Source organism: Chryseolinea sp. H1M3-3, from assembly GCF_029360725.1.
Lineage (GTDB): Bacteria > Bacteroidota > Bacteroidia > Cytophagales > Cyclobacteriaceae > Chryseolinea.
Window position 1 is genome coordinate 298401 of sequence record NZ_JARKMY010000002.1, and the last position, 17981, is coordinate 316381.

The 17981-nt window shown below is 42.1% G+C and carries 13 protein-coding genes; 7 read left to right on the plus strand and 6 right to left on the minus strand.

Features of this window, described 5'->3' with window-relative positions; genetic code table 11:
* Positions 1-6: 6 nt before the first annotated feature.
* From P2W71_RS08735 to P2W71_RS08745, 3 genes are all read right to left on the minus strand, one after another.
* The gene (locus P2W71_RS08735; RefSeq protein WP_276369741.1) at positions 7-1299 is read right to left on the minus strand and encodes a DUF5690 family protein; all 1293 of its coding nucleotides are present in this window, start codon (positions 1297-1299) and stop codon (positions 7-9) included.
* Positions 1283-2131 (minus strand): histidinol-phosphatase, encoded by an 849-nt coding sequence (locus P2W71_RS08740; RefSeq protein WP_276369744.1) that lies wholly within the window; start codon positions 2129-2131, stop codon positions 1283-1285. Before P2W71_RS08740 ends, P2W71_RS08735 begins: the two co-directional genes overlap by 17 nt.
* Positions 2132-2212: 81 nt before the next feature.
* A complete protein-coding gene (locus tag P2W71_RS08745) occupies positions 2213-2377 on the minus strand; it encodes a hypothetical protein (RefSeq protein ID WP_276369747.1) in 165 nt (54 codons plus the stop codon).
* Positions 2378-2544: 167 nt separating this feature from the next.
* Between P2W71_RS08745 and P2W71_RS08750 the strand changes: the two genes are divergently transcribed.
* From P2W71_RS08750 to P2W71_RS08760, 3 genes are all read left to right on the plus strand, one after another.
* Entirely contained in the window at positions 2545-5895 is a 3351-nt protein-coding gene (locus P2W71_RS08750; RefSeq protein ID WP_276369750.1) for a SusC/RagA family TonB-linked outer membrane protein, read from the plus strand.
* 55 nt (positions 5896-5950) lie between these two features.
* Positions 5951-7432: a SusD/RagB family nutrient-binding outer membrane lipoprotein gene (locus P2W71_RS08755; RefSeq protein WP_276369752.1), complete on the plus strand. Its 1482-nt coding sequence runs from the start codon at positions 5951-5953 to the stop codon at positions 7430-7432.
* Between the two features lie 115 nt (positions 7433-7547).
* Positions 7548-8630: a sulfatase-like hydrolase/transferase gene (locus P2W71_RS08760; protein ID WP_276369755.1), complete on the plus strand. Its 1083-nt coding sequence runs from the start codon at positions 7548-7550 to the stop codon at positions 8628-8630.
* 97 nt (positions 8631-8727) lie between these two features.
* Here the strand turns inward: P2W71_RS08760 and P2W71_RS08765 are convergent, their stop codons facing one another.
* Positions 8728-9429 carry an energy transducer TonB gene (locus P2W71_RS08765; protein ID WP_276369758.1) on the minus strand — a complete coding sequence of 234 codons (702 nt, stop codon included), beginning with the start codon at positions 9427-9429 and terminating at the stop codon, positions 8728-8730.
* Between the two features lie 271 nt (positions 9430-9700).
* On the opposite strand from P2W71_RS08765, the gene P2W71_RS08770 reads away from it, so the two are divergent.
* Complete coding sequence (locus P2W71_RS08770) at positions 9701-10843, plus strand: glycoside hydrolase family 172 protein (RefSeq protein WP_276369761.1); 1143 nt, start codon at positions 9701-9703, stop codon at positions 10841-10843.
* 93 nt (positions 10844-10936) lie between these two features.
* Here the strand turns inward: P2W71_RS08770 and P2W71_RS08775 are convergent, their stop codons facing one another.
* The gene (locus P2W71_RS08775; protein ID WP_276369763.1) at positions 10937-12109 is read right to left on the minus strand and encodes an aldose epimerase family protein; all 1173 of its coding nucleotides are present in this window, start codon (positions 12107-12109) and stop codon (positions 10937-10939) included.
* Positions 12110-12248: 139 nt separating this feature from the next.
* Positions 12249-13421, minus strand: coding sequence for a galactokinase (gene galK / locus P2W71_RS08780; protein ID WP_276369766.1), 1173 nt, complete (start codon positions 13419-13421; stop codon positions 12249-12251).
* Between the two features lie 222 nt (positions 13422-13643).
* On the opposite strand from galK, the gene msrB reads away from it, so the two are divergent.
* The 3 genes from msrB to P2W71_RS08795 all read left to right on the plus strand — a co-directional run bounded on the left by msrB (position 13644) and on the right by P2W71_RS08795 (position 17978).
* A complete protein-coding gene (gene msrB / locus P2W71_RS08785; protein WP_276369769.1) occupies positions 13644-14084 on the plus strand; it encodes a peptide-methionine (R)-S-oxide reductase MsrB in 441 nt (146 codons plus the stop codon).
* A 301-nt stretch (positions 14085-14385) separates the two neighbouring features.
* Positions 14386-15189, plus strand: coding sequence for an SDR family oxidoreductase (locus tag P2W71_RS08790; protein ID WP_276369771.1), 804 nt, complete (start codon positions 14386-14388; stop codon positions 15187-15189).
* A gap of 167 nt (positions 15190-15356) precedes the next feature.
* Positions 15357-17978, plus strand: a complete 2622-nt coding sequence (locus P2W71_RS08795) for a glucosidase (RefSeq protein WP_276369773.1) — start codon at positions 15357-15359, stop codon at positions 17976-17978.
* The last annotated feature ends 3 nt before the right edge of the window (positions 17979-17981 follow it).

A 17981-nucleotide genomic window follows, 5' to 3' on the forward strand; every position in this document is an offset into this window, starting at 1 on the left:
GATGACTTACACTTTCTGCCAATCCTTGTGCTTCCAATGGAAATAAGTTATCGATCCCAAAATCAGAACGCTTCCGATAATTGAAATGGTGTAGCCTCCTGAAATAAAAAAATCCAACCAGCTAACATCGGCATATCCGAATTCTTTAAAAAATAAAACCCCTATGCTGCCCAGGTATCCAAACGCATCGGCTACATAAATCAGGAAACCTACCGTACCTATATACTTAAAGGTGGCAAGCAAACGATCAAAAAGAATGCTATTGAAAGGAACGTAACCGAGATATAGTCCTAATCCGATCAGGATCATCCATACAGGTGGACTGACAATCTTTTGCTCAAACAGAAATGTGCTTAAACCGATTAGTATCATACCAAATAAAATAATGATATGGTTAACCATCAAGGCTATTTTATTATTCTTAATCACCATGATCGAGCCCATGACGATCAAAACTGCAATGGCTATAGGAATTTCGGTAGCTGTAAAAATTTCCGGTGAATCAATGTACCCTAAAGTTTTCCAAACATCCGACGTGAAGTTATCGCGGAAATCCCGGAATGCAGTAAGGAGCATATATGCCAGCGTGAATAAAACGATTCCTGGCCAGAAATTTGAAACGAAAGTCTTGCGATCAAATTTATCCATGGGCTGACGCTTTGTTCGAAGTTCTTCGTCAAGCATTGAAGGCGGTGGAAGTTTATCCAAGAGCCACAAAAATATTAACAGCGGGATAAAGAAGACGCTTGCTGTTACAAAGGGCATCCACATTTCAGAGACACCCCAGTCACGCATGATAAAACCGCCGACAGATTTGGCAAGTCCGGCGGAAAAAATAAAGCTTACTGAAAGTCCTGCCCCAAGGACTTCTGTATATCGGCGCCCCTCGAGGTAGCCAAAAATCATTCCCCATACGAGCCCCAATGGAAATCCATTGATCAGTAAAAATATGATGTTGTAAGGTGGTGGCACTATTGCGAAAAATAACCACGCGACGCCAGCTACACTGGCCATCCATAGAATTCCAATCGCACGCGAAGTCGGTTTTAATTCGGAGATAATTTTTATACCGGCGAATTTTGAAAGTGCGTAGCCAATAACCTGAAATGTGACCAGCCAGACTTTGTAACTTATTCCCCAATAGCTCATGCCATCGAATGTGGCGACAGGAAAAGCCTTTCGAAAAGCATAAATACACGTGTAAAGACTAAAACCTATTATCGTTGCATACAAGGCAAACCAAAAGCCATGCGTACGTTGTAACCAGCGGGTTATCGGAGAACTAGCGTATGATACCATGCTGATTGAAGGGGAAGGCCTGCCATTTTCCGTCGTGTAAAATGGTCAATGATTTAAATCCAATTTTTTTAAGAACTGCAGCGGTCTCTGGAAATTGGTTGATAATATCATCGCGATGATGTGCATCACTGCTGATTGTCACGGGAATATTTTTTTGGAAAAGAATTTCTAAAATCCATGAACTCGGATAGGTTGTCTCTGATTTTTTTTGGTAAATACCACGCGTGTTGACTTCAACTATCGCACCACTTGAATGGATTGCATCAATTGTTTTTTTTATTTCATCCTGATACCAGGTGTCCGCTTCATTGAAAAATTTGCCCCCAACATTTTGCATCTTGATTTTGTCCATGTGCCCTATAATTGACGGACATGCTGTCGTTATCATATTTCGCGTCAATTCTAGATATCGTGAAATGGTATCCTTAATATTATTATTAAAGATCTTTTCTAATCCTTCCAGGAAGAGCGCGTGTGATCCGTCTATTTCCCACCCGGTTCCGTCCGGTAATTTTTCTACAAAATGAACAGAACCAATGGTGTAGTCCAATACATCTTTAAACAGATTAGGAGAAGTTATTCCAGGAATAAAATCAACTTCCAACCCTTTATAAATTTCTATTTCCCTTGTCGACGCTTTTATTTTTTCTATGCTATTAATATAGTCTTGGAGTCTGTCAGCCTTCATTGTCCAGTGGGTAGTAAAAGGAACCGGAGCGTGCGAAGAAAAACCAAGGCTCATGATATTTAGGTCTTTTGCTCGCTGAACATAATCCATCAACTCACCTTTTCCGTCGCAGTAGTTACTGTGTGTATGAAAGTTTGCCCACATGGTAATATCAATTTAGACTGTTCGGTAATTAGCAAATTCGAGGTTCAAGTTAGGTGAAGCGCGAAACTTCTGCTAAAAAATTCAATCATAAATTCCGGACGTGGTCATCGTCTCGTTAAAGGTGAACTCTGTCAATACGAAAAAGTTCATCCACGTTAAAAGAATGTTAACAAGAAAAGTCGCTTTTTTATAACGTTCGTCAGATTTTGCTTTGTTGGATTCAGCAACTGTTAATTCTGTTTTCATTTATACTTCAAAGATTAATAGAGGGGTAATGGTCAACTAAACGAAACTTCAAGTCTATTCTTAACCTTTGACCTGCAGTTAAACCACAATAATGGAAAATGACTACGGCCGTGTTGTTTTCTTTATGGTGAGTTGACCGCGATACACAACCCCAAATCAATTTACTTATGAATCAACCTCTACTAAAGAAAATAATTTCTTTAGGTTCCCAACCACAGCGTGCGCTCCTTTTTGCAAGTGCATGGCTTCTGTTAATTTGTTCTGCCTATGCGCAGACAAATGTTTCCGGGCGAGTTACATCTGGTGAAGATGAAGCGCCACTGCCTGGAGTAAACATTCTCGTAAAAGGAACTTCTAATGGTACTATATCCGATGCAGATGGAAAATTTAGCATCGCAGTTCCGTCTGAAGAATCAATTCTTATATTTTCTTTTGTAGGCTATCAAGCGCAAGAGCTTTCTGTAGCCGGACGCACTTCTGTTGATGTAGCGTTGGCATCTGATGCAAAACAGCTTTCAGAAGTTGTGGTTACCGCATTGGGCATCGAGCGCGAAACACGTGATCTTGGTTATGCTGTTCAGGAAATTAATGGTGATGATTTAACGAAAGCACGCGAAACGAATATCGGAAATGCGCTTGCTGGTAAAGTAGCAGGCGTTACGGTTGTTGGCAACCCTAGCGGTATTGGTGGATCATCCCGTATTACTATTCGGGGTGAACGTTCATTGAATATTAACAAAAATCAACCGCTTTATATCGTAGATGGTGTTCCTATAACGAATGAAATTTTCGGTTCGTCAGGCAGAAATAATCAGGATGTTGATTATGGCAATGGTGCAGGGCTTGTAAATTCCGATGATGTGGAATCGCTCACTGTACTAAAGGGCGCAAGTGCAACGGCATTGTATGGATCACGAGGACAAAACGGAGTTATCATTATTAAAACAAAATCCGGCAAAGGTTCTAAAGGCGCAGGAATTAGTGTAAACACTACCGTCTCGTTTGAAAGCCCGCTACGACTGCCAGATTATCAGAATGTATATGGACAGGGCCTTAACGGAGAGTTTGGTTTTAAAGATGGTAACGGTGGGGGTGTGCGCGACGGTGTTGATGAAAACTGGGGCCCTAAAATGGAAGGCCAGTTGCTGCCGCAATTTGATTCACCAACTTCTAACGGCTTACGCGGTGGGGATGTAGGAAATTTGAACACACAAATTGGTCCAGTAGACTTAGCTGCTCAGCTTGCCGCACGCGGCGAAATTACACCAACACCATTCACTGCGCATCCTGATAACATAAAGGACTTTTTTGAGACAGGTGTGACCTATACTCAGAATGTTGCTGTTACGGGCAGCAACGAATTCGGTGATATTCGCGCCTCCTACACATTGCTCGATCAAAAAGGCATGGTGCCTAACACGGACTTGAAGAGACACTCTTTTTCACTTTCATCAGGATACAAACTAACCCAGAAACTTCGCATTCAAACCAACGCCAATTATGTGAAGAACCTTAGCGACAACCGACCAAACTTGAGTTATGGTACTGAAAATATAATGTATCTGATTAACTGTTGGCTCGGGCGTCAGATTGATCTAAACTCGTTGCGTAACTATTGGCAAGCAGGCAGAGTTGGTCTTAACCAATTCAACTTCAACTATAACTATCACGATAATCCGTATTTCAATTTATACGAAAATACCAATGGACAGGAAGTTGACCGGTTGTATGGGAACATTGCAGCGACCTACCATTTTACCGACTGGCTGAGTTTGATGGCTCGCGTAGGAACAGACTATAGCGATGAATTCAGAAACAGAAAACGGGCATTCAGCACGCAACGCTATCCATTAGGAAGTTATCGTGAAGAACAAGTTTTTTTACAAGAGACTAACGCAGATTTCTTGCTGAGTTTTAACAAGGAATTAAATACGGACATAAGTCTTGCAGTAAGCGTAGGAGGTAACGCCATGCGACGCCGCTATAATTTATCTGACATCAGTGCACCTCAATTGACGGCTCCGGGCATTTACAGCCTGAATAATGCCCGTGTACCGCTTGAGTACTATTCTTTCAGTTCCGAGAAAAGGATTAATAGTTTATATGCTTTTGCACAAGTTGGATTCAAGGACTATTTATTTCTAGAGCTAACAGCGCGCAACGACTGGTCTAGTACACTACCTTCAAATAACTGGTCGTATTTTTATCCTTCAGCTTCTTTAAGCGCAGTAGTATCAGAGATGCTTAATATTACTAGCGGACCATTAAGCTTTGCAAAGGTTAGAGTAGGAGTTGCTGGTGTGGGAAATGATACCGATCCTTATCAATTAATTTCAACCTATTCGGCATTAGCACCTGCGCATGGTTTGCCAACGTATTCAGAGTCAGCAGTCATTCAGAACGCTAATTTGAAACCTGAGCAAAGCCGTTCAATCGAAGTTGGAACGGAGTTGAAATTTTTAGGAGATAGGATTGGTCTTGACTTTACATATTATCAGACACGGAGTGAAAACCAAATCTTAAACGTTCCGCTCTCCATAACAAGTGCTTATAGTTCAAGAATCATCAATGCTGGCTTAATTGAGAATAAAGGTATTGAAGCGATGTTGAATCTGATTCCAGTTCAGTCAGAGAGTGGATTCCAATGGTCCGTTAATTTTAACTTCTCAAGGAATAGAAGCCGGGTGTTGGAGTTATACAAAGATCCGGAGTCAGGACAGGAAATTAAGAATTATGTATTGGCAGACCGTTATGTAACGGTGGAAGCCCGCGTAGGGGAACGCATGGGAGATATGTATGGTATCGGCTATCAACGCGTGAGCAACGATCCTTCAAGCCCTTATTATGATCCAACCGGAGAACATGTTGGTGAAGTAGTTTACAACAGCCAAGGGAAACCACTTCCTACACCTTCTAAAATGAAATTGGGAAATTACAATCCGGATTGGATGGCAGGTATTTATAATACGGTAAGCTTTAAAGGACTTAGCCTTGGCTTCTTGTTTGATATTCGCTACGGCGGAAAAGTTTACTCGCATACCCAAACCGTTGGTAGAGAAGGTGGCATTATCGAAGAGACACTGGAAGGAAGAGCTAATGGCTATGATCTTACACTCGAAGGGAATGGCGTTATAGGCGATGGCGTTGTTCCTGTAAGAAACGGTGAAGGTACTATAACAGGCTACACGGCAAATGCCACAAAACTCTCTGCTCGCGAGTGGCACTCCACCATTACGTTGGGGAGAAGTTTGATTGAAGGCATGATGTATGATGCCTCTTTTGTGAAACTTCGCGAAGTCAAAATTGGATACACCTTGCCAAATAAACTGACGCAGCACCTTCCTGTTCGGGATATTAATATTTCATTTGTAGGACGAAATTTATTCTTGTGGACCGATGTTCCACACATCGACCCTGAAACAGCATCATCCAGCGGTGGTACCATTATTCCAGGAGTAGAATCAGTTGCGATTCCATCTGCTCGCAGCTATGGCTTTAACCTGAGTTTTAAACTTTAAAATACAAAGGTATCTGAGTCAGAAGTAAAAAATTTCTAATGCAAAAACTTTAGTGATGAAAATAATAAATCAATATAAAGCAGGATTACTTGCACTATGTCTTGCAGGCTGTACAGGTGAATTCGAAGAAGTTAATACAAATCCAAATAGTCCCCTTTCTACAACGCCCAACTTACTATTAACAGGGGTTGAAAGGGATATGATGAACTCCTTGTTAAATGAAACCTGGGGAATTGGAAATATTGTAATCCAACAAACTGCCAAAAACCAATTTGTGAATGAGGATCGTTATCTATGGGGTGAGTTGAATTCAATTTGGAATGCTGTCTACGACAACATGCGCGATGTGAATAACATTTTGATTCAGGCCGATGAGACAAATCAACCTAATTACAAGGGTGTCGGATTGATCTTGAAGTCATGGATGTTCTCGTTAGCGACAGACTGTTATGGTGATGTGCCGTATACAGATGCAGCCCAAGGAAAAACGGGTATATTGTTTCCCAGGTATGACACGCAGGAGGAAATATACAATGGCATACTTAGCGATCTTAACGAAGCGAATACACTGTTGAATGGGGCCATCAATGTGAGTGGTGATTTGATTTATGGAGGCGATGTCAAAAAATGGAGACGGTTGGCAAATTCCCTTCGGATCCGTTATCTCATGAGAATTTCTGATCGTAGGGATGTGTCAGCAGAACTCAAAACAATTTTAAACGACCCATCGACATATCCCATCTTTGAAAGCAACGCAGATCATGCCGTTTATTCTTATGTTTCTAGTGCACCGAATCAATTTCCATTGTTCTCCACTCGCATTGGATCATTTAATGAGTTTCGCGCCAGCAAGACAATGGTTGATTACTTAGAAAGTGTAAGTGATCCAAGATTGTTTGTGTTTTTTCGCCCAACACCGGCAACTGAATTAACGGCTTCGACGGACGATGATAAATATGACGGTATTCCTAACGGCCTGGATGATGTTGTTGCCCAGACATACAATGGTGGTCAACAATATCAGGCGCGCATCGGACCACTTTTTTATGAGCAGTCAAATTCCCCTAAAGGAATTCAGGTAGCGAAAGGAGTGATCATGACTTACGCGGAATTGCAATTCATTTTGGCCGAAGCGAGAGAAAAAAATCTGATAGACATTGGTGACGCGGAAACGTTTTATCTCAACGGCATAAAAGCATCATTCAATTATTATGGCATAACACCCGACGCATCCTACTTCGCGCAAGAGAAAGTCACTTATTCAGGAACTACTGAAAATAAATTTGAAAAGATCGGGAATCAAAAATGGGTAGCATCATTTTTTCAAGGATTCGAGGCGTGGTTTGACTGGCGCAGAACAGGATATCCTGTTTTACAGCCAGCTGTTGACAATCAAAATGAGGATCGAATACCGGTGCGGTTTATTTTCCCCAGGATCGAGCAATCCTTAAATTCAAATAACAGAGAGGCAGCCGTTTCACGGCAGGGTGCTGACGATATTAACACAAGAGTTTGGTGGGACGTTAATCCGAATTGAACCAAGCAGTCAGGAGAATTTTATTTCTCCTGACTTATTTGCTGTCCATTATAAGGTTCTTAATGACATTACGTTTAGCAATACATTTTCCTCTTCAAGCCTTTCAATAATTCTCATGAAAAAAATTCTATTTGCTTTAATAATTAGCTGGTCGTCTGTCTCATTCGGTCAATCATTAAAAACGGAAAATGTCATTTTGATCACGCTCGATGGTATGCGGTGGCAGGAGATTTTTAATGGCGGTGATTCTTCTCTCATGCGCCAGCAGGTTTACCTTAAAGACGAAAAACTCAGGGAAAAATTTTGGCGCGATGATGCAACGGAAAGACGAAAAGCATTGCTTCCCTTTTTCTGGAACACACTTGCAGTAAAAGGTCAACTCTATGGAAACAGAGCGTTAGGTTGTAAAGTAAATGTTACCAACAACCAATGGTTTTCTTATCCCGGTTATAGCGAGATACTCACTGGCCATGCCGACGATGATCGCATCAACAGCAATGACAAACTGTATAATCCCAATGGAACAGTCTTGGAATTTATAAATCAGCAAGCGGCATTCAAGGGTAAGGTTGCTGCATTTTCTTCGTGGGATGTTTTTCCATATATCATTAATGACAAGCGTAGTGGCGTAGTGGTAAATGGTGGTTTGGTAGAAGCGAAGGGGGATAAGCTCACGGAAAAAGAGAAAACACTAAACCAGATAATGACAAATATCCCGAACCCTATAACTGGCGTACGGTTGGATGCATTCACATTTTATTATGGGCTCGAGTACATGAAAAAGAATAAACCACGAGTAATGTATTTTGCGTTTGATGAAACAGATGATTTCGCCCATCAAGGCGAATATGCCGCGTATCTGAATGCCGCGAATTACACGGATCGTTTTATTGGCGAGTTGTGGAATTATTTGCAGACAGACCCGGTGTACAAAAATAAAACAACAATGATTCTTACCTGCGATCATGGTCGTGGCGTCAATGCCCAGGAATGGAGACACCATGGTAAAAAAATTGCTGAGGCTGACCAGATCTGGATGGCGGTAATTGGTCCGGACACGCCAGCTAAGGGAGAAGTAAAAGGTGAATGTCAATATTACCAAAATCAGGTTGCGAAAACCATGGCGTCTTTTTTAGGGCTGAACTATCAAGCCGACAAAAAAGTTGGCGACGAAGTTTTGTCGATGATGGGAAAATAATTCAAGGCCACAGTTTAAGGTAAAGATCTGCATGTCGCCGATATATACAACTGCTTATCTAGGCGCCAATTAAACCTTAAACTGTGACCTTAAAAATCTACCGCACTTCTCCCAGGGAAAAAACAATGGGCTGAACCAACCTGACATTCACTGGCTTACCACGTTGTTTGCCAGGAGTCCATTTTGTTAAAGCCAGAATGCGTTTCGCTTCTTCATCGCAGCCATGGCCAATTCCCTTTAGTATTTTAAAGTGACTAAGTTGCCCTTTATCATTAATCGTAAATTCAACAAACACCTTTCCTTTCACACCCATTCTGGATGCTGGTTTCGGATACTTGATATTCTTGGATAACGTTTCATAAAAAGCGGTCCATCCTCCAATTGGCTCGGGCATCTTTTCAACTATCCGGAAGGTATCAGGTTCAATAGGTTCAGTAGGAATATCCAGCCTTCCAAGTCCGAAGTCAGGTGGCTCGGCTCCCTGATCTGGTGGGGCCAGCGTCTCATCGGTTTCCCTACCTGCATTTTCTACTGCTGTAAAATTATTCAGAACGGGTATAACAGGTTTTACTGGAAGTGGTTTGGGAGCCTCTATTTTCTTAAACGTTGTTACTCGCGGGTCATCATAAGTGAATATTTCGGCATTCGTTGTTTCTAATGAAATATAATCATTAGGTCTAACAGAAACTTTCCATTTGAAAGCAGAGATAACAAGAATTAAACTCACGATGAGACCCACGTTTAGCAGCACACCACGTTTCTGGTGTACATCATACTTCGGATTTTTCTTAGGTTCCATAATTTTAAGGTTTAGGTAAAATATTTGGAACCGCGCGGTCAGGCGTTATAGCGCCATAAACATGTTTGAGATTAGAATGCCAGCTACTTCATTTCGTCACATCTCATTCAGTAAATTCCTTTTTCAAGTCTCGAACACTGAATAATAAAAAACTTTACGCTCTCCCGGCAGATCGTTAATTTCGTAACAGAGCAGGATAAGTTTACGCACACAAACCAGGATCTTTGCTCACTTCAACACTTCGAACTTCAACACTTCAACACTTTCTAACATGAACATCTATCGTATTATTTTTCTATCCTGTCTCGCCTTGAATGCATTCGCTCAGACAGGAAATTTCAATGGTCTTGATATGAGCATGGGAAACCTCTACAAATTATCCAATGCCAAGACGCGCTCAATCAGCCCTGAAAATTTTACCGGCGAACCTGGCAAGGGTGGAATGGCGACGCTCGAACAGGGAAGTGCAAAAGATGCTGCAAGAGATCTTGGACAAGGATGGAAAGTTAATCCTTTTGTAGTTATTGAAGCAGGTCAGACATTTACTTTAGCGGAAATGACAGGGCCAGGGTCAGTGCAGCACATATGGATGACACCCACCGGCAATTGGCGATATTCCATTATTCGATTTTATTGGGATGATGAAAAGGAGCCTTCAGTAGAAGTTCCGGTCGGTGATTTTTTTGGTATGGGATGGGGTGAATATGCACATCTTAATTCTTTAGCCGTTACAGTCAATCCTGGAAGTGCATTTAATTGTTATTGGCCGATGCCTTTTCGGAAAAAATGTAAAATCACGATGGAAAACATAGGTGAGGAAAAAATGAGGTTGTACTACCAGGTTGATTACACATTGACAGAAGTCCCCAGCGACGCAGCATACTTTCATGCACAATTCAGACGAAGTAATCCTACCAAAGGGTCCTTGTTCACATTGGTGGATGGCATCAGAGGAAAAGGTCATTACGTAGGAACGTATATGGCCTGGGGTGTCAATAACAATGGATGGTGGGGCGAAGGTGAAATCAAATTTTTTATGGATGGTGATGGGAAATATCCAACGATCAGCGGTACAGGAACGGAAGATTATTTTTGCGGATCATACAATTTTGAAAATAGAAAAACCAAACAGTACCAGGAATTTTCAACGGCCTATGCAGGATTACATCAGGTTATCAGACCCAACGGGATGTATACTTCGCAGCAGCGTTTTGGTTTATACCGATGGCATGTTATGGATCCCGTCAGATTTGAAAAAGATTTAAAGATCACTATTCAGGATTTGGGTTGGAGGAGTGGTGGCAGATACCTTCCACAACAGTCTGATATTAGTGCCGTTGTTTTCTGGTATCAAACAGAACCACATCAATCATTTCCGAAATTGCCCTCTCGAAATGATTTAGAGGTGAACTAGCAAAGGTTTGGTGTTTGTTCAAACTGAATAAACTTTTCGGCATAAAAAAACGCAGCGTGAATAATCGCGCTGCGTTTTTTTTTCTTCATTCTGTTATTTCACTGAAAATTTATAGACCGTTTGCGATTTATAAACTTCGCCCGGATTGAGAACAGTTGTAGGAAAAGATGGTTGATTCGGTGAATTAGGAAAATGTTGTGTCTCCAGGCATAGCCCGTAACGTTTGGCATATACGGTGCCATACTTTCCAGTAAGTGTTCCATTAAGGAAATTTCCAGTATAAAATTGTACGCCTGGTTCAGTGGTGTACATTTCCATAAATCTACCACTGACGGTGTCATGGACCGTAGCCACCGCCTGGGAATTATTATTGCCATCGAATACCCAGCAATGATCATAACCCCCTGCATGTTTTAGCTGTTCATCGTTAGCGTCAATACGTTCGCCGATGACATGCGGTGTTGTAAAATCAAACGGTGTTCCTTTTACATCTTTGAATTCTCCGGTAGGGATTAAACCCTTATCAACCGGTAAAAATTTTGAAGCAGCCAAAGTCAATGTATGTCCAAGGATGTCGGTCTTTGTATTCCCTGACAAATTAAAGTAAGTATGATTGGTCAGGTTGACAACCGTCTTTTTATCGGTCGTTGCCTGGTAATCTATTTTTAATTCATTGTCATTGGTTAAGGTATATACCACCTCTGTTTTTAAATTACCGGGATATCCTTCTTCCAGATCTTTGCTGGTATAAGTAAGCTTTAACACAGCACCTTCAGGAGTAACATAATTGTCAGCGGCCCATACGGCTTTATCAAAACCTTTAAGTCCTCCGTGTAAATGATTTTCACCATTGTTAACGGCGAGGTTATAGGTTTGATCATCCAGTTTGAATTTTCCTTTTGCAATGCGGTTGCCATAACGCCCTACGATGCATCCAAAAAACGGATTAGATTTTACATAGCTTGACAAAGAGTCAAACCCCAATACCACATCTTCAAATGTGCCGTTTTTATCTTCGGTTTTTAGGGATACGATGATTCCTCCGTAGTTCGTTACGGTCATCGTAGTGCCCACGGTATTGGTGAGCGTATAAAGGGAGATTTCGGTTCCATCCTCCAGTCGGCCATAAACTGACCTGCTAGTGGTTGCTTCAGGAACTGAAACCGAGTCGTCGGAGCTTTCCGTGGGTTCAGATTTTGGTTTGCACCCTGTAAAAATTACAATTAGTGCAGTTACTACCAAGAAAGGAAGAACAAATTTTTTCATTAGGGTTTAGCGGTTGGGTGTTTAATGTTTATAGCCTAAAAGTAATATGGGGTGTGTATTAATCCTAGGACGCCGTTGGATGATCTATAGTCACACTAATAAACTTAAGTTACTGCACTACAATATATTCCACATCCTATTAGATTTTTATGATTCCTGTCCCATCTTTAATTGAAACGATGTAGGTGTTCATTTTCACATTGAATTGCTTCTCATACGCTCCACTCATGGAATTAATGAAGTTCTTCACCTGATCCTTAATCACAAAATTAATAGTACATCCACCAAAGCCACCACCCATCATTCGGGCGCCAAGAACCCCATCTATTCTTTTTGCTTCGTCAACCAAGAAATCAAGCTCTTCACAACTCACTTCATAAAGCCTGGATAATCCTTCGTGCGTAGCATACATTTTTTTTCCAAAAGCGGCGAGATCACCTTTTTCTAAATCTTTGGAAGCGTCCAATACGCGTTGATTTTCCTGGACAACGTATGTGCATCGATCGTAAACCTTACCGGGAAGTGCCGCCTTTTGAGATTCAACCATCTGAAGAGTAGCATCACGCAAGCTGTGGACCTCGGGATAATGATCGCGAAGGATCTTAACACCTTGCTCACATTCCATACGCCTAGTATTGTAGGCGGAGCTGGCCAACGAATGCTTTACCATGCTATCGCAAAGCACGATGGCACTATTGTTCAGATTCACAGGGAAATAACGAAATTCCAACGATCGGCAATCAAGGACAAAGGCCTTTCCTTCCAGTCCCATCATGCTGGAAAATTGATCCATAATTCCACATTTGACGCCGGCGTAATTATGTTCCGCCCACTGTGCTATAAAGATTAATTGCTGTCGTGGTATATTAAATTGATGAAGCTGATCCAAAGCAAATGCAAAACTACATTCCAGCGCCGCCGAAGAAGAAAGTCCAGCACCAGTGGGGACATCACCATCAACGACACAGTTAAAGGATTTCACAGCATGCCCCTGATCGATAATTTTTCTGACAACACCCAATAAATAATTCGCCCACAGGGGAGATTTGACCCGGGCGGGATCGCTTGTATGGAATGAAAAAAATTCATTGTTCTTTACTGAAAAGAGCGTCGAATGATCATCCATTGAAAAGTCAATAGCCACCACGATATCCCGATTAATCGCAGCAGGCATCACAAATCCTTCATTGTAATCGGTATGTTCGCCAATAAGATTAATCCTTCCGGGCGAGCGTGCCAGGATGGGTTGTGTATCAAATAATTCTAAGAATTTTCTATAAACACTTTTGGGACTAAATTGCTCCTTTTCCAATATCTTTCACGTTTATGAGTGCGAAGTTAACTATTGACAGCATTAATTTAAGAAAAGAAGGCACGCAAAACTTAAGGGAACTTTGTCGGTTGTGTGATGTTAGTTACGGAGATGCTGAGTAGTTTGACTGGGTTGGTTCATAAACTAAATTGTACCAGATTTCCAACAACCGAAAAGTATACTCGTTTATTATTGCATATTAAATATTAAATATAACCTCACGTGAACTGGTCGGACGTTTTAAATTATGCCACAAAGGGTACTCCTGCTCCTGATAAGCGGGTCGAGAAGTCTGACGAGGAATGGATGAAAATCCTTACCCCCGAAGAATTTCGTATAACGAGGAAGAAAGGTACTGAGCGTGCCTTTACGGGTGAATATTGTGAGGCCCATGAGCCGGGCCTGTATGCATGCCGTTGTTGTGGTACACCGCTTTTTGATTCTACCCAGAAGTTCGAGTCTGGCACCGGTTGGCCAAGCTTCACAGAACCTGTGAAAGATAATGTTATTCAATATGAGAAGGATACTTCCTTTGGTATGACGCGGGTAGAAGTGATGTGTAATATTTGTGATGGACATCTCGGTCATGTGTTTCCAGATGGTCCCAAACCTTCCGGGCTCCGGTTTTGCATCAATTCAGCATCGATCAAACTCGTCGGCTAAGTTTGGCAGGGCTCTTTTTACTATTCTAAGGTTGGGTTACCGCCAGCTAATTCATCATCGGTTATTATCGTGAACCCGCGCAGGATGTACATCACCGTGAATAAGAAGTCAGGTTCAGACGTGCGGCCTTGGATGTTGTTAAATTATCGGACTAATCACATGACGGTTAAAAAAGTTCTTCTATAGCAAAGATTGTCAGGTACCAATTTCAAGGAAACTTGAAACAAGGATAAATACTGTATTTAAAAACATCATGCGCCGGCCCGCCGTTTATTAGGTAATTCGATTTAAATAATCAGCGATGAAACGAAAATTAGAAGGACAGGTAGCAATTGTTACAGGAGCTAGCTCTGGCATTGGCGCTGGTGTAGCCAAGGCGTTGGCAGGCGAAGGTGCCTCTGTTGTCATAAACTATTCATCAAGTGCGGAGAAAGCTGAAAAAGTCAAGGAAGAAATACAAAGCGCGGGAGGGACAGCCACGATCATAAAAGCCGATGTGAGCAAGGAAGAAGACGTTTTAGCAATGTTCCAGGAAACTTTTAAACAATTTGGCACGATAGATATCCTCATCAACAACGCAGGCTTACAAAAGGATAACAAATTTCATGAGATGTCACTAGAAGAATGGAACCGCGTTATTGGTATCAATTTAACAGGTCAGTTTTTATGTGCCAGGGAAGCGATAAAAGAATTTCTCAGGCGCGGGGTAGTGCCTGAGAGATCGCGAGCGGCAGGAAAAATCATATGCATGAGTTCCGTGCATGAAGTTATTCCATGGGCTGGCCATGCTAATTATGCCGCATCGAAAGGTGGCGTAATGATGTTGATGAAAAGCATCGCGCAGGAATATGCCCCAATGAAGATCCGCGTTAATAGCATTGGCCCGGGTGCGATACGGACGCCTATAAATCATGCAGCATGGCAAACACCCCAGGCGTATAAACAATTGTTAAAACTTATACCCCAGAAAAGAATCGGAGAAGCCGAAGACATTGGAAGTGCAGCCGTATGGTTAGCCTCCGATGATTCTGATTATGTGAATGGCATTACACTTTTTGTGGATGGCGGTATGCTGTTATATCCAGGGTTTGAGGATAATGGCTGAGGAGTGTCGAAGTGTTGGAGTTCGGAGTGTTGAAGTTGTGCTACTAATCAAGTTTTTTAACTTACTTCGAATTCAAAACACAGAATGTCTGGTATGACTATAATACTTCGCACGCCCGCAATCTCCGCACACTTCAACACTTCGAACTTCAACACCTCAACACTTCCATGAACTCCGAGCAACTCCGCCTTATCGAAGACCGCGACAACAAAAAAAGGTGGCGCAAGTTTGGACCATATGTTACAGAACGTCAATGGGGAACTGTGCGTGAGGACTACAGCCCTTACGGAAACGCGTGGGAATATGTATCGCATGATGCTGCCCGGAGTAAAGCCTTTCGATGGGGAGAGGAAGGAATCGGTGGCATCAGTGATGACCAGCAGCTATTGAATTTTTCCGTAGCCTTCTGGAATAAAAAAGATCCTATCATCAAGGAACGCATTTTCGGCCTCACCGGAAAAGAGGGTAATCATGCTGAAGATTGTAAAGAACATTACTATTACCTCGACAGCACGCCAACGCACTCGTACATGAAGATGTTGTACAAATATCCTCAGAGCGAGTTTCCTTATAATGACCTTGTCCAGGAAAATCGCAGACGGGGAAAACTCGATCCTGAATATGAACTGATCGATACCGGCATCTTTAATCACAATAAATATTTTGATGTCTTCATCGAATACGCGAAGGCAGATACTGACGATATTCTCATTCGGATTACTGTTCATAATCGCGGTGCTGACGAATCGTCTCTCCATGTACTCCCTCACGTTTGGTACCGAAATACCTGGTCATGGGGCTATGATCATTATAAGCCCCAAATGTATCTGGACGATAAAGGATATATACAAATCATTCACCGCGACCTTGGTAATTATTATCTGATGGCGGAAGGACAATCTCCAGCATTGTTTTGCGAGAATGAAACAAACACAGCACGGTTATACAATTCGCCCCGGCCGGGAACTTTCAAAGATGGCATCAATGACTATCTCATTCATGGAAAAAAGGACGCTATCAACGCGCTTCCCAAGGGAACAAAAGCTGCGTTTAATTATGAGCTATCAATTCCGGCAGGCGCCTCCAAGACGATCCGGTTACGCATGTCACCTGAATTTTTTTTAGAACCTTTTGAGGACTTTGATCAGATCTTTAAAGAAAGACTCAAAGATGCTGATCAGTTTTTTTCAGACATGCAGAAAAATATCAGCGATGAAGATAAGAGGGGAATTCAGCGGCAGGCGATCGCTGGACTGATGTGGAGCAAGCAGTTTTTTTACTATGATGTGGCGCAATGGTTAAAAGGCGATCCGGCACAACCGCCTCCTCCAAAGGAAAGAAAACATGGAAGAAACAGTGAGTGGACGCACCTAAATAATGCTGATATCATTTCGATGCCCGACAAGTGGGAATACCCATGGTACGCGGCTTGGGATCTTGCCTTCCACATGATTCCGATTGCTATGGTGGATCCGGAATTTGCAAAAAAGCAAATGATCTTGTTGACTAAAGAATGGTACATGCATCCCAATGGTCAGCTACCTGCTTATGAGTGGGCTTTTGGCGACGTTAACCCTCCGGTGCACGGTTGGGCTACTTGGCGCGTATATAAGATTGATGAAAAACTGCAGGGCAGAGGCGACCGGAAGTTTTTGGAGGAAGTGTTCCATAAGTTGCTGCTGAATTTTACGTGGTGGGTTAATAAAAAAGATTATAACGGTAATAATATTTTTCAGGGAGGCTTTTTGGGAATGGATAATATCGGTGTGTTTGACCGAAGTAATCAATTGCCGACCGGGGGATTTATAGAGCAATCTGACGGGACGAGTTGGATGGCGATGTTTACGTTGAACATGTTAAGAATGTCGCTTGAACTTTCCAAAGAAAATTCAACCTATCAGAACCTGGCTACAAAATTCTTCGAGCATTTTTTATACATCGCAGGCGCCATGGCCAACGTTGGAAACGAAGGTATCAACCTGTGGGACGAAGAGGATGAATTTTTCTATGATGTTTTACACACGCCGGATAATCATCGGTTCAGGATGAAAGTTCGGTCAATGGTCGGACTCGTTCCATTGTTTGCTGTAGAAGTGCTAGACCAGGAGTTGTTCGATTCCATGCCTGAATTTACTGAACGCCTACAATGGTTCCTGAAGTATCGGCCAGACCTAGCCAACCTGATATCGAGATGGAATGAAAAGGGCAAGGGTGAAAGACATTTGCTTTCCCTTTTGCGTGGACATCGGATGAAAAAGTTGTTGAAACGAATGTTAAAAGAATCCGAATTTCTTTCTGAATATGGAATTCGCGCGCTGTCCCGGGTCCATTTGGATAATCCGTATGTACTGCACGCTAATGGAAGTGTTTTTTCAGTTAAATACACGCCAGGTGAAAGTGATACAACATTGTTTGGAGGAAATTCAAACTGGCGTGGACCTATTTGGTTTCCTGTAAACTATCTACTGATCGAGTCTTTGCAGCGTTTTCACCATTACTATGGTGATGATTTTAAGGTAGAGCATCCAACAGGATCAGGAAAATATTTAACACTTCGTGAAATTGCTGATGAGTTGTCGGAGCGCTTGATCAAAATTTTTAAACGAGACAAAACGGGCCGCCGGCCCGTGTTTGGTAAAAATGAAAAGCTTCAACAAGATGAACATTTTCGTGACTATATTTATTTCTACGAATACTTCCATGGCGATAATGGCAGAGGGGTGGGAGCTACGCACCAAACCGGTTGGACTGGTCTGGTAGCAAAATTAATACAACCTCGAAAGCCATAGTTC